This is a genomic window from Fictibacillus sp. S7 (assembly GCF_004127935.1).
Lineage (GTDB): Bacteria > Bacillota > Bacilli > Bacillales > Fictibacillaceae > Fictibacillus_C > Fictibacillus_C enclensis.
This window is the reverse complement of sequence record NZ_QJKL01000001.1, coordinates 3,432,822-3,456,731: the sequence shown is the minus strand read 5'-3', so window position 1 is coordinate 3,456,731 and position 23,910 is coordinate 3,432,822. Positions and strand designations below refer to the sequence as shown.

The window sequence follows — 23,910 nt, the reverse complement described above, 5'->3', positions numbered from 1 at the left end:
CTAAGCGGCCCCAAGCCGCTCAAGCCTTTTGCTGTTCCAGGTTCACAAACAATGGGTGATGATCACTTGCAAACCTTCCATTGATTCTGCCGTCCACAATCTCGGCATTTTTCACTCTCCAATGGTCGGTGACGAGCACCCAGTCGATCCGGTTTTCTTCTCCTCCACCACTTTCATCCGTATAGTCTGTAAATGTCCCAAGACCGGCTCCCTTTTTTTCTTCTGCTTCGGCCCACGTGTCCATAAATATACTGTTCTCTGTTAATATACCGTAAATTTGACTGTCGGGAGAGCTGTTAAAATCGCCAGTCAGCACCAAGGGAGCTTGTTCAGAAAGGATAGCTGCTCTTTCCAGCAACAAATGAGCGGCATTTCGGCGTGCGTCCTCAGAGATATGATCCAGATGGGTGTTCAACACGTAAAAGGACTCCCTGGTGCCCCTGTGTTCAAGAAGAACCCAAGTTGCCATTCGCGTACAGGCACTCCCCCAGGAAACCGATCCGATCACTTCCGGTGTTTCAGACAGCCAGAAATGGTCGTATGCCGCCACTCTATACACGCTATTCTTATAAAAAATCGCCATAAATTCACCATTTGATCCGCCATCCCGTCCAAGGCCTATGTATCGATAATCCGGCAGATCCTCCTCCAGCCCCGAAAGCTGGTCATATGTTCCTTCCTGGGTGCATAGCACATCCGGTGAATACTTCTCCAGCACCTTTTTCATGACGGGCCACCGCTCCCTCCAGGCATGTTCTCCTGTATCATGCGGGCCAGCAACCCTTATGTTATAGGTCATCATCGCCATCGACATCTTCATCACTCCTTTCTCCCTTTCATTACCCTTTTCCCGACAAATAATCCTCGATAAAATGAAAGGAGTAGATTTGTCTTGGCCGCCCTTTGGATGCCAGTTTTTCTTCCCCTACGATTTGAATCAGCCCCGCATCCAGACATTGTAAAAGAATGCGGTGTGCGCTTCTTATGGTGACCCCAAGGATATCCGCAATTTCTTGTGCGGTGTAGGTAATACGCTCACTGCGTTTAATCTGGGCAAGCATTTTACCAAGATAAGCGGCGGTCATGCCTGTTTTTTCAGCCTTCAGAAGGAGTTTAGAATCAGTCACCGATAAGCTGTAGATTAAAGGATTGGACATCTCCACCGGCCCGACCACACTTTTATCTTCACGGACAATGAAGCACTGGTTACTGCCAAATTGCATGGACTGGCGCAGCGCAATCCAGGCGTGATTCCCAGCATCCTTGGCTGATAATCCAAATCCAACGCCTACCGAAAGAGAAAGCTCCATATCGTCTTTTAAAGACTTAAGAAGCGGAATACTTTTATAGCCTTCGGATACGCGTTCGAAAATGCCTCTGGTGGTGACGAGTAAAAACTCATCCTCTCCAACACTCATGAGATGAGCTTCAAGTGCCGCTGAATAGTCGCAGATCAATTGACGGATGTGGGATTTTTTCTTTTGGATGCGGTGGCCGTCCAGCTCACATTTCTCCTCGAAGCAGGGGACGATTCTGATCCGGCCCATTACGATTTGCGAGTCTTTATTCTGCCTCTTTTTGCATGACAGCAATGCACGTTCCATGGCGTTGATTATGTCCTGCTCAGTCGGCGTAATCCATTGATTGGGAACACCCAGCCTTTCAAGATCTTCAGCGATTTCTTTACTTCCCGTCAGCGCTCCTTGTGATTTCCCCTCAATAAAATACTGCTGATGCCGTTTGAGAATTTGGGAGGTGGTCTGGAACACCCTTTCCTCTTGGACGGGAATGACTGCGATCTCCTCTTCAACTTCCGAAAGGACAAGGCTCACATCACGGACGGATAATGTGTCTACAGAGATCCCTTTAACCTCAGTATGTTTTCTCATCAGCCGGTAGAGTGCGCTGTAAAGCCCTGAAGCTTTTAAAGGGATATAATGCGCGGGCACCTCAAAATCGATATGGTTCTTCACCAGCTTATAAACCTCATAGCTTGAAAATAGCAGAACGTCCACTTTATCTGCTAACTCCTTGGTGAGAGTGACGACATCCGACATATCCTCGGAGACTTGCAATACGAGCGTGAATGTCGGGAACCCCTTGATCACTTTTTGAATTCTCCGGGCAATAACACTCGGTGCAATCACCCCGATAAAGATTTGCCCTGACATTGCTTTTTCACCTCCGTTTTCAGTTATATTCAATCACCTTAGTAAGTACACTTGTGTTTTCCTGCTGCAGTTCCTCATACGCTTCTGAAATATTGTCGAAAAGGACCGATTCCTGAAAATAGGCATTCACCTGAATACGTTTTTCGCTGAGCAGCCTCAGGAACTCCCCCATATTACGGCCCTCTGTCCACCGGACATACGCATAAGGATAATCGACTGCCGCTTTCTCATATACCGGGTCATATCTTCCAGGACCACCGGCCCGTGAAATTAATATCTGTGCTTCCTTGCCAAACATGAGACTTCGTTTGAAATGGGGCTCAACATCACCGACAATTACAATTTTCCCCTTGTCTCTCACCCATTCCAGACTTTCATTCGTAAGCGGTGAGTGGCCTCCCCCCGCACACAGCAGGACAGCATCAGCGCCAAGGCCGTTCGTCTTTTTTTCAATGCGTCTGTTCAATTGTTCATTTGATGTGGCTACTTCAACACCTGTGCACGATTGGAACAATTGGGTCCGGCTCTCATTCACCTCATACGGAATGACATCATAGGCGCTTGCATGCGAAATTTGTGCGATAATCTGACCAAGCACACCAAGCCCTGCGATGACAACAGATTCACCAAATTGCAAATTGGCCATTCGGAGAGCATGAATGGCTATAGCACCTACTCCCGCAAACGCAGCCTCCTTCGCCTGTACATTGTCAGGGACTGGGCTGCAAAGTGTTTTGGGAACAAGCAAATATTCGGAGTGTCTGACGTAAGGAACACCATAGCACGCGACCAGTTGACCTTTAGTAAATGGCTGCGTATCACCGCCGCATTCCACAATCGTTCCGGCAGCACTGTACCCGAGATAAGCGGTACGGTTTTGGCTGGAACGGATCACTGACAGCTCAGTTCCTGTACTGATGACGGAATATGAGGTTTTCAACAGCAGATAATGATCTTGAACCTTAGGGATTCCGCTCTCGATCATTGTTATTTTTCCTTCCTTTGCCGCTACACTTTTCATTGCTCTTTCCCCCTTTCACCAGCCATTAATGGAACAGCTCGCGACAGCTTCGTTTCTATTCTTTTTATGAGCAGCGTTTCATCCAGCAGACCAGACAAATAAAGGCGAAGCTCATCACGAATTTCCTTCAGTTCTTTAAAGGACAATCCCAGGTCACTGTACAAACGGAAACTCGGCACAATTTCACGGAACATTTTAAAGCGGGAAGGAAGACTGACGGTTTCACCGCCCGTCTTTTCGGCTGTTTTTTTGGCAGCAGGAAGGCTTAACGTATTCCTGCGGATTCTTTCCTGGCTTTCCTCAGACCCCAGAAAGTCGACCAGCAGCTTAGCGGCATCCTTCTTCATGGATTGCTTATTCACTGCAAGCCCGATCATAAGGAGCATCGTCCGTGCATCTCCAGAATACGGAAGCGGAGCAATATCATATTCAATGGCTGAATCGATCATCTGATTCAAACTGAAATAAGAGCACATGATCATCGACGCCTTTCCCGCCTTAAACAGCGCTTCCGTGTCCTGGTCGCTGTCCGACAGATAGTTCACCCCCGCTTTTTGCTGCTCCACCACATGTTTAAACTGCTTGATGCTCCGGATAAAACGCGCATGATCAAAATGGGTTTCACCGCGTTCGCCCCATGAAAAGACCACCTGATTCTGAAGGAGGAAAATGGGCCATCTATTCAGGGATAGTGGATGGAAATAGAACCCGCAGCGTATCGCTTCTTCATCTCCCCCAGTGAGCCTCTCCGCCGCATCCAGGGCATCTTCCCACTGCCACCCGCTATCCGGCAGGGCAATTCCCGCCTCTTCAAAGTGTTTGACATTGTAGCAAAGAATGATCGGTGAAAACAGGAAGGGTCTTACATAAGTGTTTTGTGCAGCAAACCCTTTATTCAGAAAGGGGTATACTTCATCATTTTCCGCCAGGGGCTCAAACACCTCGTTGTGGCAGGGTTCTAAATCCAAAAAATCATTGTAGTTAACCGTAACCACGTCCACCATGTCATTTTGAAAAAAATCATAGACCGTCTGGCTGTAGTGATTATAGGGAAGATTGATGGTTTGCACCTTGATCAATGGATATTTTTCTTCAAACCTCGCAATCAGCTCCTTCAGCACAGCTTCGTTTTGAATGCTGGGATAATAGCCAAACTTTAACGTCAGTGGCTCAAATGGCATGGCAGCGGCTACCATATTCCCGACCCTTGATTTTTTTACGATCAGTCCTTCCCTCACCAGCTGATCGAGTCCTCTTCTGACCGAATTTTTACTCAGGTCATATCGCTCGGCAAGTGTAAGCTCTGACGGCAAGTAATCACCCACTGCCCATACCCCATCCTTGATTTGCTGTTTAATAGAATCAACAAATTGGTCAAACTTTATTTTGAATTGCTCTCGGTTTGTTTTTTCGCTCATAATACGTCTACCATCCTCTGAAAAGTTTTACTTTAGTCCGGACAACGCAATTCCTTTAACAAAATAGCGCTGGAAGAAAAGAAAGATTAAGAAGGTTGGAATAAAGGACAGCACAGAGCCTGCCATCTCCACCCCGAAGTTTCCTTCCTTTGTCAAAAGAGAAGCCAATCCTACGGTTACCGGAAACATATCTTCACTTGTTGTAAAAATTAGCGGGGTCAAAAGGTCATTCCAGTTGGAGATAAAAGCAAAGGTCCCAACCGTTGCGATAACCGGCTTTGACATGGGAAGCATAATTTTAAAGAAGACGGTAAAATCGTTTGCGCCATCCATGTGCGCCGCTTCCTCAAGGTCTTTGGGCAACGTTTGCATGTACTGCCGCACAAAGAAAACACCAAGTATGCTCCAAATTTCCGGAACAATCAGAGGCCAGTATGTGTTGATCCAGCCAAATTCACTAAACATAATGTACCTTGGAATGATCAGCAGCTGGCTTGGAAGCATGATGACTGCCATCATGACCCAAAAGATAAATTCCTTGCCCGGAAACTGCTTTTTCGCAAAGATATACCCAAGCACAGCGGCAAAAAACATCTGAGAAAATACCGGAATAATCGTAATGATCAAGGAATTGAGGATCCATTTTGTAAACTTCGCATTGACCAGAATGTACATAAAATTGGAGAGGGAAACGTGTTCCTCTGTTATCCATAAAAAAGGGTTGCCGCTGGGAACTTTCATCGGAATAAAGGAACCGCCCAGCATAATCAGAAAGGGGATAATAAACAATAGCCCCAGCAAGGCAAGAGGAACATATGTCCACCGGGATACTTTATTCATGGTGCACCTCCTTTTATTTGTAGTTCACTTCTTTTCCTAATGCTTTCTTTTGGATCAAAGAGATGCCAAATACGATAAAGAACAAGATATAGGCCAGAACACTGGCATATCCCAGACGCAAAGAAGTGAATCCTTCCTGATAGAGATAATACACAATGGTAGTAGTAGAGAAGTTCGGCCCGCCGCTTGTTAATAGAAAAGCAGAATCAAAGATTTGGAATGAACCAATTGTCGTAATGATCGCGACATAGAAATGGATAGGCATCAATAGCGGAAACGTGATTTTCCAGAACAAATGCCATCTGGAAGCACCATCAATCCTTGCCGCCTCATAAAATTCATCAGGGACCGATTGCAGTCCTGCGTAATAATAAATCATTGTACTGCCGCACACTTTGAACACACTCAAACCGGCAAGTACCATCATCGCCTGTATCGAATCGGACAAAAACAACTGGGGCTCGATACCGAATAAGCCAAGGAATGAATTGACAAACCCGCTATCGGTTCCTTTGAACAGCCACGCCCAAATACCGGAGATCACCACAAAGGATGTCACCACAGGCAAAAAGTAGATTCCTTTAAAAAATCCGGTTCCCCTTTTCCCGGTATTGATCAACAATGCCAAACACAATCCAAGCGCCATAGTCGGGACAATATAATAAAGTGAAAAGAGAATCGTGTTCCAGATGGCTTTCCACGCCAGCTGATCAGAGAAAAAGTTGATCCAGTTCTTCAAACCGATAAATTTCGGATCACCGATGATCGGCCAGTCCGTAAAAGTGATGTACAAACTGAAAAGGATCGGAAACAGATGGAAGATACTAAAATGAACAAGGATGGGAACTAAAAAGATATAAATCATCGCGTATTTGTTCCAATGCTTTTTCATTTTAAAAGCACGCGTCGCTGGCCGGGCCGCTGGATGAGGAGCAGTACCGCTTACTGACAAGTTGGAATTTCCCATAAACTCACCTCCCGTTTAAGCAAGGAGGGGAGAGATGCCTCCCCTTCCCTGCACTATTTATTCATCTCTTCCTGTATCGCCTTGGCAGCGCTATCTGCGGCCTGTTGCGGTGTCTTCTTTCCTTGCATCATTTCCTGAAGCTTCGCCTGTATTTGCGGCATGACGGAACGGGAAACAGGGTGAATTACGCCAGGCTTCGCGTACTTTGCATATTCCGTTAATATTTTCATGTCCTTGTCTTCATTGTAAATGGATGCTGCTGATTTTCTTGGTGGTACATATTTGGTCAGCTTGTTGAATGCTTTCAGGCTTTCCGTGCTTGTCATCGATTTGACGAGCTGTGCAGCCAGTTTTTTATTTTCAGAGTTGCCGGAAACAACGAACATTCCGGTTGTTCCAAAGGTTGCTATCTCTTTATTCTTAAGCGGTGAACCAATCGCATAGTCTTTAAATCCTTTTTCTTTCATCGTAGCAAGAGAAGCTCCGGTTCCCCAGTACGCTAGAGACTTTCCTTCCAAAAACAGTGGAAGGTGGTCGATGGTATTAATGGAATCTTTCGGGATCATCTTGTTTTTATACCAGTTATTGACCAGTTCAAATCCTTTGACGGCATCCGATTTGTTGATGGCGATTTTTCCATCATCGGTAATGACCTGACCGCCAGCCTGCCAGACATAAGGATAAAGCGTGGCATTTGGCGTATTTCCGCCTTCATAGTTCCGTGCATAATATCCTTTTTTCACAGCCTTTTCAGCCAAAGCATTGAATTCATCCCATGTTTGCGGCAAATGATTTGGATCCCCGCCAAGCTCTTTCAGGATCTTTGTATTGTAGAAGTAGGTTTGCACCTCTTTTAATAAAGGAAGACCATACATTTTATCTTTGTAAGTAACCGCTTCCAATGACGTTTTGTCAAAATCGTCCTTGCCATAGTCGCCAAGCAGATCATCGATTGGTGCGAGCACGCCTTTGTCTGCAAACTGTGCCATCATGTCCGGAATGAGGTAAAAGACATCAGGGCCCTGTTTCGCAGCGAGTGCGGTCAGGATTTTTTGTTCCCGGTTCGCCCATGGAATTTCTTCAAACTTTACTTTTACATTCGGATACTCTTTCTTGAACCGTTCACCCATCTCTTTGAATACTTCGTTTTGCCTGCTCTTCAGTTCATCACTCACGTACGGATGAATCCATACCGTTAATGTTGCTGATTGTTTCTTGTCCGTGCTCCCTCCCGATGCAGCCTCGTCCTTGGAACAGGCAGTAAAAAGTAAAAGGAACGCACATAAAAGAACAATGACCCCGCTTTTTTTCCAGAACATTTCAACTTCCTCCCTTTTTCTGGTTCATAACTGGTACTCAAATTCAGAATAAGTGAGGTCTTTTTAAGTGTCAATATATTCTGTATTTTTGGACACTTTAAGGACATTGCCCAATTATTGGCATATCCATTCCTCACGGAATCTCTCCTATTATTTATCGTCACATTAAAGACAGCCCCGAGTTTCCCGAGTGAAAAGACCTTTATCACCTGCTCCGCCTGAATTCTTGGACACTTTATCTATTGGTATATTAACGGAGTAAGTTTCTATTTAACTGAATTTTCTAAAATATCATTGGAGAAGAAGGGGTATTTTTGTATCATTAATAACGAACCAGATATGACCCAAATAAATACTGCTGTGTTTAATCCTTAAGAGGAGGTTTTTGCATGTGAAAAAGTGGTATATGAACCTGCTGCTCTGCTGTTTGCTTGCCACGTGCCTTTTTCCATTTTCAATCCAAGCACATACTGCCGGTCACACAGAAAGACTTGGAACGGCTCACTTTAACATCGGCATTCATTCAAGCGCTTATGGAAAAGGACCAGATGGAAACCAGGTCATCTATGCAGCTGCCAGCGGGACCCCGACGATGCTGAACATTATTAATCCTGTCGATGGTAAAAAAATAGCCAGTCATCCATTGAATGGTGCAGCTTCAGCCTGGGGAATGGTTGTTGATCCAAATGGACTTGTCTACATTGCGGGAGGTTCTTTTTTATACCGGTACGACCCCAAAACAGATACCGTAACCAACCTTGGAAAACCCGTTGAGAGTGAAACAGCGCTTTGGAGGCTGCAAAGTGACCATTTGGGACGCATTTTCGGCGGCACCTATCCAAACGGAAAAGTGTTCATGTATGACCCAGAAAAGAAGTCATTTACAGACTTCGGGCAAGTGGCCCAAGACCAGGGCTACACACGAAGTGTCGCTGTAGCCCAAAGACATGTATATGCCGGGACAGGTGTAAAAAAAGCGCAGTTGATCGAAATCATGCCAGAAACCGGAAAGAAGAACAACATACCGCTTCCCGAAAAATTTGCCAGCGAGCAGGATCTATATGATCTTGACGCCTATCGCGGTTTCCTTTTTGCCCGGGTTACCCCGTCCAACACAATGCTTGTCTACGATTTGACGAAGAAGAAATGGGTGGATGAATTTGAAAATGTGAAAGGCTCTCGTGTGTCCCCGCCAGACGCCAAAGGCCTTGTCTATTTCAATATTGGAGATGAACTCTATTCGTACAGATTAAGTGACAAGGAGCTCACGCCGACCGGATACAAAGAGAGCTGGAGCAATAAAGGATTCGGATGGATGAAGCTGCCCGGGGCAGGACTTAAAGGAAAAAGCCTGCTCAGTATGCGGTATAACGGCAGCTTCTGGATATACAATCCAAAGACAGGACAATCAAAGAGCATTGAAGCTGACATTGAAGGACAGCCGGTTGAAATTCAGTCGATTGGCAGAGGGCCTGACGGAAACATTTACACGAGCGGTTACCCGACCGGAGGATTTACCAAGTATTCTCCTGAAGACCACGAGTTTACGAGATTCAGAGGTTTCGGGCAGGCGGAAAACATGCTGTCAACGGACCGGTTTCTTTATTTGGGAGTGTATACAGGCGGAGTGATCTATAAGTATGATCCTGAAAAACCGTATGACCATGATCCTGTAAATGTTCCGAAGGCTACTAACCCACGGGCACTGTTCTCGCTAAAAAGTGAGAGCCAAGACCGGCCATTTGGCTGGGCAAAGGGAGACCGAAACCTATTTATCGGCACGGTTCCTGACTACGGAAAACTTGGAGGGGCACTGACGGTTCTTAATGAGGAAACTGAAAGCTATGATGTTCACCCCAACATTGTCAGCAATCAAAGCATTATTTCCCTCTCTTATAACGGCGGTATTGTTTATGGAGGAACGAGTGTATTTGGCGGACTTGGATCAACACCTACAGAATCGGAAGGCAAACTGTTTGCCTATGATCCTGCTGCCAATAAAAAACTGTTTGAAATCTCACCGCTTCCTGGTGAAAAAGCCATTGGCGCCCTCTCATTCGACAAGAACGGTTACCTGTGGGGCATGAGCCCCGGAAAAATTTTCAAATTTGATCCTGCCACCAGGCAGGTGATCGGGTCCAAGGAACTCTTTCCGTTCAGCTGGAGCAGCATCGGCCACTATTGGAGAGGTGTATTCCTCGATTATGATTCCGATGGAAACTTTTACGGAACGACGCTTGGCAAGCTGTTCAAGTTCAATCCCGAGACATGGGAAACTGAAATTCTTGATGAGGATGCTTCTCTTTATGCGAAGGATCTGAGTGGGAACTTTTATTTTTCAAGAGGAACGGATTTATACCGGTACAGCCGGTAAGAGGATGTAAAAAAGGAGGAGATTTTTGTTGAAAAGGTGGATTTCACTCTGTTTATTTCTTGCGATTCTGTTTGGTGTAGGTCTTGGATTCAGCCAACATGCCTCCGCCAAAGGTACGAGTAAATTAGCGAGGACCTATTTTGGCGAACCTCAGAAACTGACTGCCCCTCTGAACCAGGCCATTTCCATTTTTAACGGCGCTGTCGGAACAGAAGACGGGCATCGTGTCATGTATACGACAACCAAAGGCTTTCCCGCCAAATTAAACGTGCTTGATATTGAAGACTACAAGCTAAAGCGGGTCATTGACCTTGAGGATTCAGAAAACTCATGGGCTCACGAAGTCGTCCCGAACGGTGACCTCTACGTTGCCACCGAGGGCGGCGGAGCGAAATTATGGAGATACTCTCCTGTCACCAAAAAGGCAGAATTGGTTTACAAGTTTCCCGGCGAATCGTTTGCTTTCTCCATTACCTCCAATGAAGAAGGAAAAGTATTTGTTGGAACCTACCCAAGCGGTAAAGTGTTTAAATATGATCCGGAAACCAAAAAGGTAACGGATTACGGACGGATGATTGGAGCTGTATCCCAGGAATATATCCGTTCACTTGCGGTGATCGGTGATAACATTTATTCCGGAACCGGGCATGGGCAAATCGTCCGCTACAACATGAAAACTGGCGAAAAGGAGGACATCTCCAAGTCCATCGGGGAACCCGGCCATATCTATGACCTGGAAAAGGTGGATGACCGCTACCTGTTCGCCCGCTATGAGCTTTCCAGCAACGGTTTTATTTATGACACACAGGAAAAGAAATGGCTCGATGTCACCATTCCGAATGTTCGCGGCTTGCATGTAGAAGAACAATCGCTCAACAATAAAGTCTACTTTATGACCACGGACAATAAATTGAGGACAGTTGATCTCGGCACCTTAAAAATTGAAGACACAGGCATCGAGTACGAAAGTGGGTTCCGAGGAGTGGATTGGGTCGAATTCAATACGCCTGAGCTCCCAGGGAAAAGCCTGGTAACCATCAACTTCAGCGGGTATGTCACCATTATTAATCTCGAGACCAAAAAGGTGACACGTCTTCCTTCTCTAGTTCAGTCGACTCCGACAGTCATGCAGGCAATCGAAAAAGGACCAGACGGCAATTTCTATATCAGCGGCATGCAGACATCAAAAGGCGCACAGTACAACCCGGTGACTGGAGAGGTAACTCCTTTTAATCTTGGACAGGGAGACAGTATGGCACCGCTTGGGAATAAAATGCTCATGGGTGTTTATCCGTCAGGTGACATCCGCGCCTATGATCCGGCTCTCCCGCCATCCAACGACAATCCTGAAAAGCTGTTTGTACTCGGAGAATCGCAGAACCGGATTAAAACGATCTCCACAGGCGGAGGGAAAGCCTTTATCGGCAGTATACCGTTTTACGGGGAACTTGGCGGTGCACTGACCGTTTATGACCCGGAGGCGGAAGGCGTGAAATATAAGGTGTTCCGGAATGTTGTTCAGGACCAAAGCGTTGTTGGCCTCGCCTATAAAGATGGGCTGGTCTACGGCTCGACCTCGATTACAGGGGGCCTTGGAGCTGATCCTACAGCTGAAGAAGCAAAGGTCTTTGTATGGGACGTAAAAAATGAAAAGAAAATCAAAGAAATATCATTGAACATCGAAGGAATTGAAAAACCCCATCTGATCGGAGAGCTTTCCATTGGACCAGACGGACTGTTATGGGGAGCTGTAAAAAATGCCATCTTCGCCCTGGACCCAGAAACACTTAACGTTGTTAAAAGCAAGAAGGTTTATCCTGATGGCGTACTCCCTGAGGATGCATGGGGATCCATCGATTTAAAATGGTCCGGCGGCCTGCTGTTTGCCAATTTTACGGGCGGTAATTTGACAGCCATCGATCCCGACACCTTAGACAGCCAAAAGATCACAAACGCTTATTCATTTTCCATCGGCGATGATGGAGATATTTATTACTCCTTGGCTTCCAACCGCACCTTACTGTATAAAATTGAGGTCGATCATATTGCAAAAGTAAAATCTGTTCATCTGACAAACAACGGATTTGAAATCCCCATGGTGGATGACCGTGTGCCAGGATGGGCTTCTCTGTTTGCCACTGACAGCGAAGTTCAGTTCAATTTAACCAATGAAAAGCATAAAAAGGGAAGAAACAGCTTAAAGCTTGTTGATGCTTCCCGCAAAAAGTCCGTAGCGCTGATGAGCCATCTGGTAAAGGTCGAGCCTGGCCAGGTCCTCAAAGCACAGACTCAGCTTTATTTAAGAGAAGGCCTTTCAAGCTTTATGCTGCGGTACTATGACAAAGATGGAAAAGAAGTTTCCTCCACACCTGTTCATACTGAATCCGGCTACAACCAATGGCAAAAAGTAGCGGTGACCGCAAAAGCTCCAGAAAAAGCAGCCACCGCCAAGGTGCTGGCGTATACAACCGCTTATGCGATGACTACATCTTATTATGACGACATCAAGCTTTCTAAATTAACGCTGGAAGAATAATGCCCATAATAGCAAAAGGAGTGGGTTAACTATGATCAGTCGAATACCGGAAAACGAAAGCAGCCTTTTATCCCCTGTCCCACAAGTCGTAAAAATTCACGAAGACGGCTTTGCCCTTTCACCTATCGTATGGCTTGTAACCGGTGTGGACACTCCCCCTGCGGCATTGCTGCACGTCGAAACTGCACTCTATCATGCAGGGGTAAAGGAAGTGGAAATCAGAAGCACGCCCCCGGAAGAAGGCTTAGCTGCCACAGCCAAGCCAGTCATGATTTATATGGGGGAATTCCCGTCAAACCAGGCCGTTTCTGATGCGATTGATCTTCTTGGAGCTGCACCTCCTGAAGGTTTGAATGCTGAAGGATATGTGCTGGCAGCAGGCTCAACAGCCTCCGGCACCCATATGATTGTTTTGGCCGGAAGGGATGAGAACGGTACCTTTTATGCCGCTCAAACCTTCAGCCAGCTCATTATTAAGAAAGACCCTCTCGGATGGATCCCTTCGGCAGTTGTGTATGATTGGCCGTCCATGCCTGTCCGGGGTGTGATCGAGGGATTTTACGGCCCGCCCTGGTCTCATGAAGAACGCCTGAACCAGCTTTCCTTTTACAGCAAGCACAAGCTGAATGCCTATGTGTATGCACCAAAAGATGACCCCTACCACCGTGAAAAATGGCGAACCTCCTATCCACAGGACAAAATGGAGGAAATCAAGCAGCTGGTTGATGCAGCAAAAAGGAACCATATTACTTTTACATTTGCCATCTCACCAGGCAACAGCATCACCTTTTCAGATGATACGGAATTTCAGGCTCTCATGAATAAAGCGCAGGCAGTCTGGGATATTGGCGTGAGGTCATTTGCTCTTTATCTGGATGATATTGATCCCGCACTCCACTTTCCAATGGACAAAGAAAAATTCGGAGGAGATCATAATCCTTCTGCCGCTGCCCAGGCTTTCCTTCTCAACCGTTTTAATGATGAATTTATAAAAACACATCCTGGGGCAAAGCCGTTAATCACCGTACCGACCGAATATTATGAAGAAGGTACTTCTCCTTACCGGGAACGATTTGCGGCGCTCCTGCAGCCGGATATTATCGTACAATGGACCGGCATAGGGGTAGTCGCTCCATCCATCCGCGTCACGGATGCCCAATTTATTCATGGTATCTTCCAGCATCCGCTTTTAATATGGGACAATTACCCCGTGAATGATTTTGACCGCAACCGGCTTTTCCTTGCGCCGCTTTACGGCAGAGACGTGGAATTGTATAAGGAAGATGAAATCATCGGGATGACAGCCAATCCCATGAATGAAGCGGAGGCTTCAAAAATCCCGCTGTATACCATGGCAGAGTACATGTGGAATCCCTCGGGTTATGAGCCCGAAGCGTCGCTGCAAAAAAGTCTTTTAGAGTTTTCTGGCCGCAGAGAAATAAAAGCCCTGAGACTGTTTGTTGAAAGCTGTTATGGCAGTCTATTAAATAACCATGAAGAGCCGCTATCTCTACGGCTGGAGCCACTCGTGGAAACTTTTTGGGACCAGAAGGAAAAAGGAGCTGTAGTAGCGGAGGCAAAAGAGCTTCTCCACCAGTTCGTTGAACTGAAAAATGTACCAGATCAGCTCCAGCAGCTGGGTAATCCGAATTTCCTTCGAGAAGCAGAGCCCTATTTACACAAATTGTCCTTGTATGGTGCCGGTGGAGAAGCTGCAGTGCAGCTGGTTCAGATGGAGATTGAGGGTGATTCTTCCCAGGCGGATATTCAGAGAGTCATTCTTGAACGTCTGGTCGAACAACTGGCCTCTATTCCGCAAAAACTGAGTTTAAGCGTACTAAATTCGTTCATAAACAGGGTTCTTGGCCGTGAGGCATTGACTGAAGCAACAAAAGCGGACTCTCCGGCACCTACCATTTACTGATCGAGGGAGTTAATTTCAATGACTCTCAATTATTTTCAAAATCAGCTCTTATTTTCAAACCGTTTAAGTCCATAAGGATTCGACGTTATTCGACTTAATCAAATGGAAAAACCCCCTGTACGCACCGGAAGGACCATGTGCTACAGGGGGTTTTTTCTAATTAATTCACTGTCACTTTGGTGGCTTTGCTCTCACGCTTGGCAAGGTCGGTTACGGTGACGTAAAGAATGGTGCCTTTCTTTTGTTTCTTGATTTTTGCGGAGAACGTGCCTTTTGAGCTGACTTTGGCGGTAGAAATTACTTTTTTCTTCTTATCTTTTACTTTGATGGTTCCGTCTGCAACTGAATTTCCTTTGACAGCTACAGACTTCGCTGTCACTTTGCTTACTTTCGGCATTTCAGGTGCCGGTGCTTTTTTGACCACTGCCTTCAGGGCCGTATTTGCAGCGCCTTTGGCCATTTCTACATGAAGCACCTGGTTGGCTTTTTGAACCGGCACGTTGACGGCGAATGTTCCTGTTTTTGAAACGGTTGCCTTTCCTAGTGTTTTGCTGCCGTTTTTCACGGTTACTTTTGAACCGATGCTTGCGACACCGGATACCTTGTTCATGTTATCAAGAACCGGGTCCACTTTTGCGTTTAGTTCTACGGCGCTAAACGCTTTAAAAGCATTGAGTCTGCCATGTCCGGAAGCTGTGTCATAGCCCGGAACCGGTTTGGTTGGTTCTTCGTATTCATCTCCTGATTTATCCACTTCACCGAATGCAATGTCATCAGCGGTCTGTGTTAAAATCCGTTCAACATCCTTCGCTTTGAGACGAGGATTCTCAGAAAGCAGCAATCCTGCCACCGCAGCAACATGCGGTGTGGCCATGGATGTACCGGACATGAGTGTTACATTTCCGTTTGGTACAAGACTTGGTATATTGGAGCCTGGTGCAACAAGGTCCAGCCCGGATCCGTAGTTCGAATAGTCGGCCACAACGTCCAATTTATTGGTTGCACCTACACCAATCGCATATTTTGAAGAGCCCGGGTAGCTGACTGCCGATGTTCCATCATTACCGGTTGCCACCACGATGGCCGCCCCTTTGTCGGAAGCATACTTCATCGCATATTCAAGGACACGGCTGTAGCCTCCCCCAAGACTGAGGTTAATGACCTTCGCGCCTTTATCCGCGGCATACATGATGCCCATGGCGATTTGCTCGGTATCACCGGAACCAGAAGCATCCAGCACTTTTACCGGAAGGATTTTCGCTTTTTGGTCAAGGCCGGTCATTGAATATCCGTTATCTGCCTGTGCCGCGATAATGCCGGAGACGTGTGTTCCGTGCCCCATATCATCCAGCGGTGCTGCATCTGGAGTAACAAAGTTCTTTCCAATATCGCTTCGTACTTTATTGCTCAAATCGGCGAGTGTGTAATCCACCCCGGTATCTACAACAGCGATCAATGTATCATTCGCTTTAGGGTCCACCAGTTTGGACATTGATTCATAGTTAACGTCGGCTCCCTTGATGCCCCCATCTTCGCCTTTGTTCTTTAGTGACCATTGATATGGATACTCTACGTCATTGGCCAGTGAGTGGTAACGCTGCACAGGCTCGGCAAATTCGACGCCAGGCAGTTTGGAAAGGGCAGCTGCTGCAGCCTTTGCAGAAGTTTTTGCGCTTGTAGAGGTTGCGCTGTATGTGCCGGAAGCTTTTGCTCCATCCACTTTAACCACGTACATGTTGCCATTCATTTTCTTTTGAGATTGAAAGGCTGAATGGGCGGTGGACTCGATGCCGTACGTTTGCAGTTTTTGATTCAATGATTTGCTTGTGTATCCATCTTTCATTTTTACAATAAGCTTGCTGGTTACATCTTTCGTGCTCTCTGGAACAAGGTTATTTTTTTCCAGCAGGTCGGAAAGCTTTTTGCCTTTAAGGGCATTAATGCCTGCCTGCTTGCCAATCTTTTCGATATCCTTTTTATACTTGTCTGGTGCTGCGTCCAGGGCGATTTTGTATAGCGCCTGAATGGCCGTCTGGTCTTTGCCGGATAACATATATGTGCTTTCTGCTCCGTTCTCGGCCAATTCATTGAATAAAGGCTTAAGCGTAACAAGGTGGTTGTATACATCTTCGCGAAGATCTTTGTGAAGCATCATTTTTCCTACAAGAAATGGTGCTGTTTTGTAATATAGCGAAGAAAGTGACTTTCCTTCGTCGGTTTGTGACAATAAGCCATCACGAAGCTGGCGGAGCTGGGTCAGCAGCGCGGATCCAGACTTTTTCTGGCCGGCACTCATTTCAACCGGGCACTCTTCCCCTTCCTGTTCAGTGGCAGGCGGATGCTTTACGCCTTTATAGCCAATCGTGTAATCGACCTTTTCCTGCTCATTGGCCGCTGGCGGTTCCTCAGTTTCGGGATCTTCACCAAGGGATTCCACCTTTATGTAATAAGGTCCCTTCCAGGCATGCGGCATTTCGAGTGTTACCGGCTCATCCGGAGTGGTAAACCCACGATACATATCAAATGTTTGGTCATTAGCCGCATTTTCAATGCTGGAATACGCGGAAATGTTGAGGCTGCCCTCACTCGCAAGCGAGATTTCCATATGGGAGTCCTTTTGGATCTCATCGTTTTCCGGGGTAATTTTGTACCATTGTGTTTGTTCAGGTGAATCAAAGGAATTTTCAACGTCTTTTCCTTTTGTCAGTGGTGCTGCATTTTCAAGCGATGTCGAACCTTGGGCATTGGCCACTTGTCCGGATGCCGGTGCAAAGAATCCTGCCACCAGGGCGAAGACGAGCAGCAGCGCTGTCCATTGTGCCGTTTTTTTCGCATTCATTGCGTTACCTCCTCTTGTTTGGTGTAAAAAGGAACAGGCCGGATTTGGCCATAACGCTATTAAAACATATTTTCCTAGCTTAATAGGTAAATTATTCAAAAAGTTCCAGAAAAGCATTCGAAGGTCCCAAACTAAAAAAGCGATACATTTTTTTCTGGTAGTTCCCGCCTAAAAGATTGCCAGAACCAGTCAGCATGCCGACCACATAAAAGTTTCCAGTTGAAAGAACCCAATAAACCCCAGCCATTGATTTCTTCAGTCGTTTTGCTTTAGTATAATAAAGAAAGAACATCAAGAATGACGGATATTCCGCCAAAGAAAGGAATCCTTTTACCGTGCTTATTACCTTCACCATGCTTGTCATTGGGCTGATCTGTGGATTTATCGGCGTTGGCGGAGCAGGTTTTATTATTTCAATCCTTGTCCTTTTTCACATACCTATTCATACGGCACTGGGAACTTCCCTTGCCGCCATGGCCTTTACGACGCTGTCAGGAACGTACAGTCATATGAAGGAAGGCAATATCGCCCTCCGTGCCGGTGTTTGGACCGGCGGGTTTGGCGCGATTGCAGCGTATTTCGGCTCAAGGCTGTCCTCTCTTATACCCAGCGAGCATTTGCACTATTTAACCGCAGGAATGCTGTTGTTATCCGCTGTACTGCTGATCGTCCGCTTCTTTATTACAAAAGGGAGAATCGAAGAAACCATCAACGAGAAACTGGGCTATCCCTCACTCCTCATGAAGGCGTTGATCCTTGGGATGACCACCGGACTGTTGTCAGGTGCGTTCGGCATCGGCTCTGCACCATTCATTCAGATCGGACTGCTGCTCATTTTCGGCCTTTCCATCCGGCAATCGATCGGGACGACCATGCTGGTTATCCTCCCCATTGCGGTAGGAGGCGGCTTCGGCTATGTGATGCAAGGCTATCTTGACTATATGCTGCTCCTGCAGGTGCTTGCCGGCACAATGATCGGTGCGTATCTTGGGGCAAAGCTGACAAAGTTCGCTCCGAAACCTTTATTGAAGACCGCTATGGTGGCAACCCCTGTTGTTGCCGCCTTGCTGATTTTATTTGAATAGCACTAAAAAGAGGAACTCCTGGGAGCTCCCCTTTTTTTATATCAACTTGCTGACATCGAGATAGCCGTGGCCTTGTGAGTTGGCTGGCAGTCCCCAGTCTTCTGCGGCACTGATTAACTTTTCTTTCACTTGATCAGGCGTAAAATCCGGATTTTGCTCAAGCACCAGGGCGGCTACACCTGCACAAATGGGAGTGGCCATGGACGTTCCGGAGAGCGAAAAGTAATCGTTCGCTACACGGCTGTCCTTGGATACCTTGTCCAAATACGAGCCGGGAGAACGCAAGGATACAATGTTAACACCAGGTGTTAGAATGTCAGGCTTGGTAATACCATCAATGGTCGGTCCGCGGCTGGAGAAGCTGGCGATCTTGTCGTCGCTGCGATCTAACGTATTTTGATCATCAATCGCTCCTACTGTTATGATCTTCGAACTGATTCCCGGACTTGAAACCGTATTGTCATCCGGTCCATCATTTCCGGCCGCCACGCAAACCACAATTCCTTCTTGCCAGGCTTTTTCCACGGCTTTTACAACCGGGTCATCTGCTGCTGGCTGGGTAGCGCTGCTGCCAAGAGACATGGAAATCACTTTAATGTTGTATTCTTCCTTGTTATCAATGCACCACTGCACACCTGCAATCACAGTGGATAAAGAACCGGATCCCATTTTGTTGAGCACTTTTACGCCTACAAGATTGGCTTCAGGCGCAGGCCCTCTGTACTTGCCGTCTGACAAGTAGCCGTTACCCGCTGCATCGCCTGCGCAGTGGGTGCCATGTCCGTTGTCATCATAGGCTTGACTTTTCTGGTTGACGAAATCCTGAAATCCGATAATGCGGTCTTTTATGTCTGAGTGCGGATAAATTCCAGTATCAACGATGGCAATGGTAATATCCTTTCCTGTCACCCCTGATTGATTCAGCACATCAGCATGAATCGACGGTGAAGCTTTATCCAGCAATGCTTTTACTTCACGGTCGTAATGTATTTTTTTGATATGAGTGCAATTGGTTAACAGATCTTCTACCGCATTGGCGGTTAGGGTTGCAGAGCAAAACGGAATACTGCCAAACTGGTGATGAACCTTGCACCTGCGGTGTGACGCTATGAGCTCATGAACCTGAGTCGCCCCAAGCACATTCGCTTCCTCTTCATGAAATTCAATCAAAACCTTCATCTTATTGCGTTTTTTCAGCCATTTTTCTATGCTGCTGTGAAGAAAACAAGGTACCTTGCGCATCGGCCGATACAAATTCACTAGTTTAGAACGCATATGAAGGTCCAGCTTATCGGCATGCTGGCGCACTAGTTTTATCATTGAAAATCCAAACACCGAGATTCCCCCTTTTTATTAGAGTTGTATTATTCTATGAAAATAGCAGGAATGTGCAGCGGTGTTTGTCCTATGGTTTGCTAGATTCCATAAAAATGATAGATTTGCCCATAAAAAAACAGCCCTCCGTGGAGAGCCGGAAACAGCCTCCTTGGAGAGCCGGAAACGGCCTCCTTGGAGAGCCGGAAACGGCCTCCTTGGAGAGCCAAAAAACTGGCCTCCTTGGAGAGCCAAAAATGATACAAAGGAAAGATGTTCATGAGTGCATTTGAATTAATTACCCGTGTGGTGATTTCCTATATTTTTTTATTGCTGCTAGCGAGGCTGATGGTCAGGAAAGAAGTCAGCCAGATAACGTTTTTTAACTTTAATTGGAAAAGCGGCTCCATAAATGAGCCGCTTCTTTTCCTTTATTTTTTTTCATCGGAAGGGCCATGCCCAATCCCACGGAGAAGCTGAAGCATGATATACACTCCGCGGCTGACTTCCGGATCCTTCAGCGTTTTGATCAGTTTAATGAATCCAACATCCTCAATACTCGGCACTTCTGTTCCCTCTTCCTTTTGCTTACGCGTGTACCGGGTGGTCAGTTCGTCAATGCCTTCAAGGTTCAGCATACCCAAAAATTCGATTAACCGGGTAAAGTTATGAAGAATGGTTGAATTCGGCTTATTGTTGGCTTCAAAGGCGAGATTCCCCATAATATGCTCCTGTTTGGCGACCATTGCATTCATCATGGCAAGGTTGCCGCTCTCATGCAAAAGACTGAAAAACCGTACAGTCTCAAGCATAGCCTCTTTATTATCTGACAACACATCAAGCAATTCAGTCAGATTGTCTTCCTTTATCTTTTCCTTGGGAATCTCCATTCGCTTTATGTCTGTGATCCGCTCAGCCATCTTGTTTTACCTCCTCATTTCCAGGAAAAATATAATCCTCCCGATCCCACTTCTTCTGAACATCCACGCCATACTGCGGATTGCGTTTTCCTCTTCTGTAGTTGTACAGCGGCAGCGGTGAATCTCCTTTTTTCTCCAGCACTTCGATTTTGGCTGGCACTTCTTTGTAAGCAGGGGTATTGGTATCTTTGTCCGTAACGTTGCTCGTTAAATAGTTGATGGCGCTTTTACCGTTGTCATTGAGCGGAAGGTAGGCCTCCTGTCCGAACACTTCCTTTGAAATATGCACTTGGGTGACCGCTTCTCCATTTTCATTGGAAATTTTTATCTTCGAGCCTTCTTCCATTCCATACTTTTCTGCCGCCTCCTCTGACACTGCAATCCATGAATTGGGCACTTTTGTACGGATTCCTTTTGTATGATACGTCATATTGCCTTCATGGAAATGCTCCAGAATACGTCCATTGTTAATATGGAGATGGTGTTCCTCATCGATATGATAGTGGCGGGAAAAATTAACCGGATGCAGCTTTGCTTTACCATCCGGGAACGGGAAACCGTCCGTGAATAAAAGAGGTGTATCTTTTCCCTCTTCATTTACCGGCCACTGCAGGCTCTTAAAGTTCTCGAGCCGCTCATAGCTGACACCAGCAAAGATCGGCACCAGACCTGCCGCTTCCGCCATGATATCGGCAGGAGAAGAATAGTTCCAATCAAACCCAAGCCGTTTGGCAATCTCGCAATAAATCTTCCAGTCCGGCTTGGATTCGCCAAGCGGATCCATGGCCGGATACAAACGCTGGATTCTCCGCTCAGTATTTGTGAAGGTTCCTTCTTTTTCAAGACTTGGTGAAGCGGGCAGCACGACATCGGCATACTCCGCCGTGTTGGTTAAAAAGAGATCCTGCACTACAAAGAAATCCAGTTTTTCAAACGCTTTGGTCACATAATTAATATTGGAGTCCACCACACCCATGTCTTCCCCGGTAACATAGAGAGATTTCAGCTTGCCGTCATAGATTCCCTGTACCATCTCATGGTTATCCATTCCTTCATTCGTAGACAGCTTGACTTGCCAAGCCTGTTCGAACTTCGCCACCGCATCGGCATCACTGATTTTTTGATACCCTGGCAATGTGTTCGGCATGCTTCCGAAGTCACTGGCCCCCTGCACGTTATTGTGGCCGCGCAGCGGGTATGCACCGGTTCCGGTACGGCCATAATTGCCGGTAACAAGCAACAGATTGGAGATGGCAGTGGACGTGTCCGCGCCGATCTGATGCTGCGTGATTCCCATCGCCCAGCAAATACACGTTTTGTCTGAATCACGAATAGCTTCTGCCACTTGAATCAGTGTTTCCTTTGAAATCCCCGTAATCTCTTCGGCTGTTCCTAATGTAAAAGGCTTAAGGCTTTCAACATACTCTTCAAAATCATTCACTTTTTCTGCTATAAACACTTCATCATGCCATCCCATGTCAATGATGTATTTAGCAATGGCTGAAATCCACACCAGGTCTGTTCCAGGCTCAGGATGGATGTAAAGATCCGCTCGTTCTGCCATTTCATGCTTCCGGAGATCGGCAACGATCAACTTTTGTCCAAACATCTTGTGGGAGCGCTTGATTTTGGAGGCAAGCACTGGATGAGCCTCGGCCGTATTGGAGCCTACAATGATCACGAGCTCTGCTGCTTCAAGATCATGCATGGACCCGGCATCTCCCCCGTATCCCACTGTCCGGGTAAGGCCTTCTGTGGCCGGGGACTGGCAGTAACGGGAGCAATTATCAATATTGTTCGTTCCGATGACCTGGCGGGCGATTTTCTGAATTAGATAGGACTCTTCATTGGTCGCTTTGGACGAAGCGATAAAGCCTAGAGCATCAGGGCCGTGCTTTTCCTTTATTTCCTTGAACTTATCCGTGATGTAGTCAAGGGCTTCGTCCCATTCCACTTCTTTAAAATATTCTCCTTCACGGATCAGCGGACGGGTCAGACGGGCTTCGCTATTGATATGGCCCCAGGCGAATTTCCCCTTGATGCAGGACATGATGCCGTTGGCAGGACCTTCCGGAACCGGTTCCATCTTGAGGATTTCACGGCCTTTGGTCCAGGCTTCAAAGCTGCAGCCGACTCCGCAATACGTACAAACCGTTTTTGTTTTCTTGATCTGGTCTTCTCTCATCTTCGCTTCCGAATCCGAAATGGCAAAAAGCGGTCCATAGCCTGTTTCGGCTTCCTTCGTCACATCAATCATGGAACGCAAAAAATCGGGGCGGATATCAGTCAAATAACCGGCCTGGCCCTGCATGCTGTTTTCCATCAGTGCGTTGCACGGGCATACGGTTACACATTGTCCGCAGCTTACGCAGGAAGATTCTTCGATCGGAACATTGTCATCCCAGATCACCCGTGGCTGCTGCAGGTCCCAATCAATGGAAAGTGTTTCATTGACTTCAACCGTCTGGCATACTTCCACACATTGTCCGCACAGAATACACTGATCAGGGTCATATCTGTAAAATTGCCCTTTATCGAGGTCGTACCCTTTGACTTTAAAATTTTTGATTTGATGTTCCAGCCCCATGTCCTTCACGGTATTGTGAATGGTGCAGTCACCATTGTTGTTGTCACATACCGTGCAATACAATTCATGATTTTCAAGTATATTGTCCATCGCCTTAAACTGGGCATCCTTCACTTGGGGCGTATCCGTCTGGATTTCCATTCCTTCCTTGATAAACGTGCCGCACCCTCTGACGACCTGGCCATTCACAAGGACCGCACACGTATCACACGTTTCGATTGGGCCAAGACTCTCTTGGTAGCAAACGTGCGGAAGGTAAATATTTTTGTCCAGTAGAACCTGCAGAACACTTTGCCCTTGTTCAGCCTCGAATTGATCCCCGTTTATGACAACTGAAAGTTTGTTTTCCATCTGTCTCCTCCTCAACGTGGTTTAATGCGAAATAAAAAGTTTTAATATCCATTTTTTAAAAGAACAGGAGCACCGTACACGAAGTTAATTCCTTACATTGTAAAGTTTTAGTCAGAAAAAAGAAGAGTGGCAGGCAAACTGGCCACGAACAAAAAGCAGGGCTTGCACGCCGTCCTGTATGGTAACGGAAGCCGCAGCAACAGCATTACTCCTGGTTTTTCAATCATGGATTCACCTCACTCTT

At 46.6% G+C, this 23,910-nt stretch carries 17 protein-coding genes; 4 read left to right on the top strand and 13 right to left on the bottom strand.

Annotated elements, in window-relative coordinates; all coding sequences use genetic code 11:
• Positions 1 to 19: 19 nt before the first annotated feature.
• From DMO16_RS17855 to DMO16_RS17825, 7 genes are all read right to left on the bottom strand, one after another.
• The gene (locus DMO16_RS17855; protein ID WP_129479007.1) at positions 20 to 820 is read right to left on the bottom strand and encodes an endonuclease/exonuclease/phosphatase family protein; all 801 of its coding nucleotides are present in this window, start codon (positions 818 to 820) and stop codon (positions 20 to 22) included.
• A 19-nt stretch (positions 821 to 839) separates the two neighbouring features.
• The gene (locus DMO16_RS17850) at positions 840 to 2,171 is read right to left on the bottom strand and encodes a hypothetical protein (RefSeq protein WP_129479005.1); all 1,332 of its coding nucleotides are present in this window, start codon (positions 2,169 to 2,171) and stop codon (positions 840 to 842) included.
• A gap of 19 nt (positions 2,172 to 2,190) precedes the next feature.
• Positions 2,191 to 3,192, bottom strand: coding sequence for a zinc-dependent alcohol dehydrogenase (locus DMO16_RS17845; RefSeq protein WP_129479003.1), 1,002 nt, complete (start codon positions 3,190 to 3,192; stop codon positions 2,191 to 2,193).
• The gene (locus DMO16_RS17840) at positions 3,189 to 4,610 is read right to left on the bottom strand and encodes an extracellular solute-binding protein (RefSeq protein ID WP_129479001.1); all 1,422 of its coding nucleotides are present in this window, start codon (positions 4,608 to 4,610) and stop codon (positions 3,189 to 3,191) included. The genes DMO16_RS17845 and DMO16_RS17840 overlap by 4 nt, the downstream gene beginning before the upstream one ends.
• A 27-nt stretch (positions 4,611 to 4,637) precedes the next feature.
• Positions 4,638 to 5,450 (bottom strand): carbohydrate ABC transporter permease, encoded by an 813-nt coding sequence (locus tag DMO16_RS17835; RefSeq protein WP_061973774.1) that lies wholly within the window; start codon positions 5,448 to 5,450, stop codon positions 4,638 to 4,640.
• A 13-nt stretch (positions 5,451 to 5,463) separates the two neighbouring features.
• Positions 5,464 to 6,342, bottom strand: coding sequence for a carbohydrate ABC transporter permease (locus DMO16_RS17830; RefSeq protein WP_240482397.1), 879 nt, complete (start codon positions 6,340 to 6,342; stop codon positions 5,464 to 5,466).
• 128 nt (positions 6,343 to 6,470) lie between these two features.
• The gene (locus tag DMO16_RS17825) at positions 6,471 to 7,736 is read right to left on the bottom strand and encodes a sugar ABC transporter substrate-binding protein (RefSeq protein WP_061973770.1); all 1,266 of its coding nucleotides are present in this window, start codon (positions 7,734 to 7,736) and stop codon (positions 6,471 to 6,473) included.
• Between the two features lie 391 nt (positions 7,737 to 8,127).
• On the opposite strand from DMO16_RS17825, the gene DMO16_RS17820 reads away from it, so the two are divergent.
• Genes DMO16_RS17820 through DMO16_RS17810 form a run of 3 tightly spaced genes read left to right on the top strand, consistent with a single transcriptional unit; the run spans position 8,128 to position 14,570 of the window.
• The gene (locus DMO16_RS17820; RefSeq protein WP_129478999.1) at positions 8,128 to 10,110 is read left to right on the top strand and encodes a WD40 repeat domain-containing protein; all 1,983 of its coding nucleotides are present in this window, start codon (positions 8,128 to 8,130) and stop codon (positions 10,108 to 10,110) included.
• Between the two features lie 28 nt (positions 10,111 to 10,138).
• Positions 10,139 to 12,646 carry a hypothetical protein gene (locus DMO16_RS17815; RefSeq protein WP_129478997.1) on the top strand — a complete coding sequence of 836 codons (2,508 nt, stop codon included), beginning with the start codon at positions 10,139 to 10,141 and terminating at the stop codon, positions 12,644 to 12,646.
• Positions 12,647 to 12,677: 31 nt separating this feature from the next.
• The gene (locus tag DMO16_RS17810; RefSeq protein WP_129478995.1) at positions 12,678 to 14,570 is read left to right on the top strand and encodes a beta-N-acetylhexosaminidase family protein; all 1,893 of its coding nucleotides are present in this window, start codon (positions 12,678 to 12,680) and stop codon (positions 14,568 to 14,570) included.
• Between the two features lie 160 nt (positions 14,571 to 14,730).
• Here the strand turns inward: DMO16_RS17810 and DMO16_RS17805 are convergent, their stop codons facing one another.
• The gene (locus DMO16_RS17805) at positions 14,731 to 17,409 is read right to left on the bottom strand and encodes a S8 family peptidase (protein WP_129478993.1); all 2,679 of its coding nucleotides are present in this window, start codon (positions 17,407 to 17,409) and stop codon (positions 14,731 to 14,733) included.
• A 91-nt stretch (positions 17,410 to 17,500) separates the two neighbouring features.
• Entirely contained in the window at positions 17,501 to 17,764 is a 264-nt protein-coding gene (locus DMO16_RS24640) for a hypothetical protein (protein WP_206738121.1), read from the bottom strand.
• On the opposite strand from DMO16_RS24640, the gene DMO16_RS17800 reads away from it, so the two are divergent.
• Positions 17,745 to 18,494: a sulfite exporter TauE/SafE family protein gene (locus DMO16_RS17800; RefSeq protein ID WP_129478991.1), complete on the top strand. Its 750-nt coding sequence runs from the start codon at positions 17,745 to 17,747 to the stop codon at positions 18,492 to 18,494. The two genes, DMO16_RS24640 and DMO16_RS17800, sit on opposite strands and share 20 nt — an antisense overlap.
• 36 nt (positions 18,495 to 18,530) lie before the next feature.
• Here DMO16_RS17800 and DMO16_RS17795 read toward each other — a convergent pair whose 3' ends face one another.
• The 4 genes from DMO16_RS17795 to fdhF all read right to left on the bottom strand — a co-directional run bounded on the left by DMO16_RS17795 (position 18,531) and on the right by fdhF (position 23,666).
• The gene (locus DMO16_RS17795; RefSeq protein ID WP_241840590.1) at positions 18,531 to 19,814 is read right to left on the bottom strand and encodes a S8 family peptidase; all 1,284 of its coding nucleotides are present in this window, start codon (positions 19,812 to 19,814) and stop codon (positions 18,531 to 18,533) included.
• 95 nt (positions 19,815 to 19,909) lie between these two features.
• Positions 19,910 to 20,038, bottom strand: a complete 129-nt coding sequence (locus tag DMO16_RS25210) for a hypothetical protein (protein WP_277873763.1) — start codon at positions 20,036 to 20,038, stop codon at positions 19,910 to 19,912.
• A gap of 201 nt (positions 20,039 to 20,239) precedes the next feature.
• The gene (locus DMO16_RS17790; RefSeq protein WP_129478987.1) at positions 20,240 to 20,728 is read right to left on the bottom strand and encodes a DUF1641 domain-containing protein; all 489 of its coding nucleotides are present in this window, start codon (positions 20,726 to 20,728) and stop codon (positions 20,240 to 20,242) included.
• Positions 20,721 to 23,666: a formate dehydrogenase subunit alpha gene (fdhF, locus tag DMO16_RS17785; RefSeq protein ID WP_129478985.1), complete on the bottom strand. Its 2,946-nt coding sequence runs from the start codon at positions 23,664 to 23,666 to the stop codon at positions 20,721 to 20,723. The genes DMO16_RS17790 and fdhF overlap by 8 nt, the downstream gene beginning before the upstream one ends.
• Positions 23,667 to 23,910: the final 244 nt, after the last annotated feature.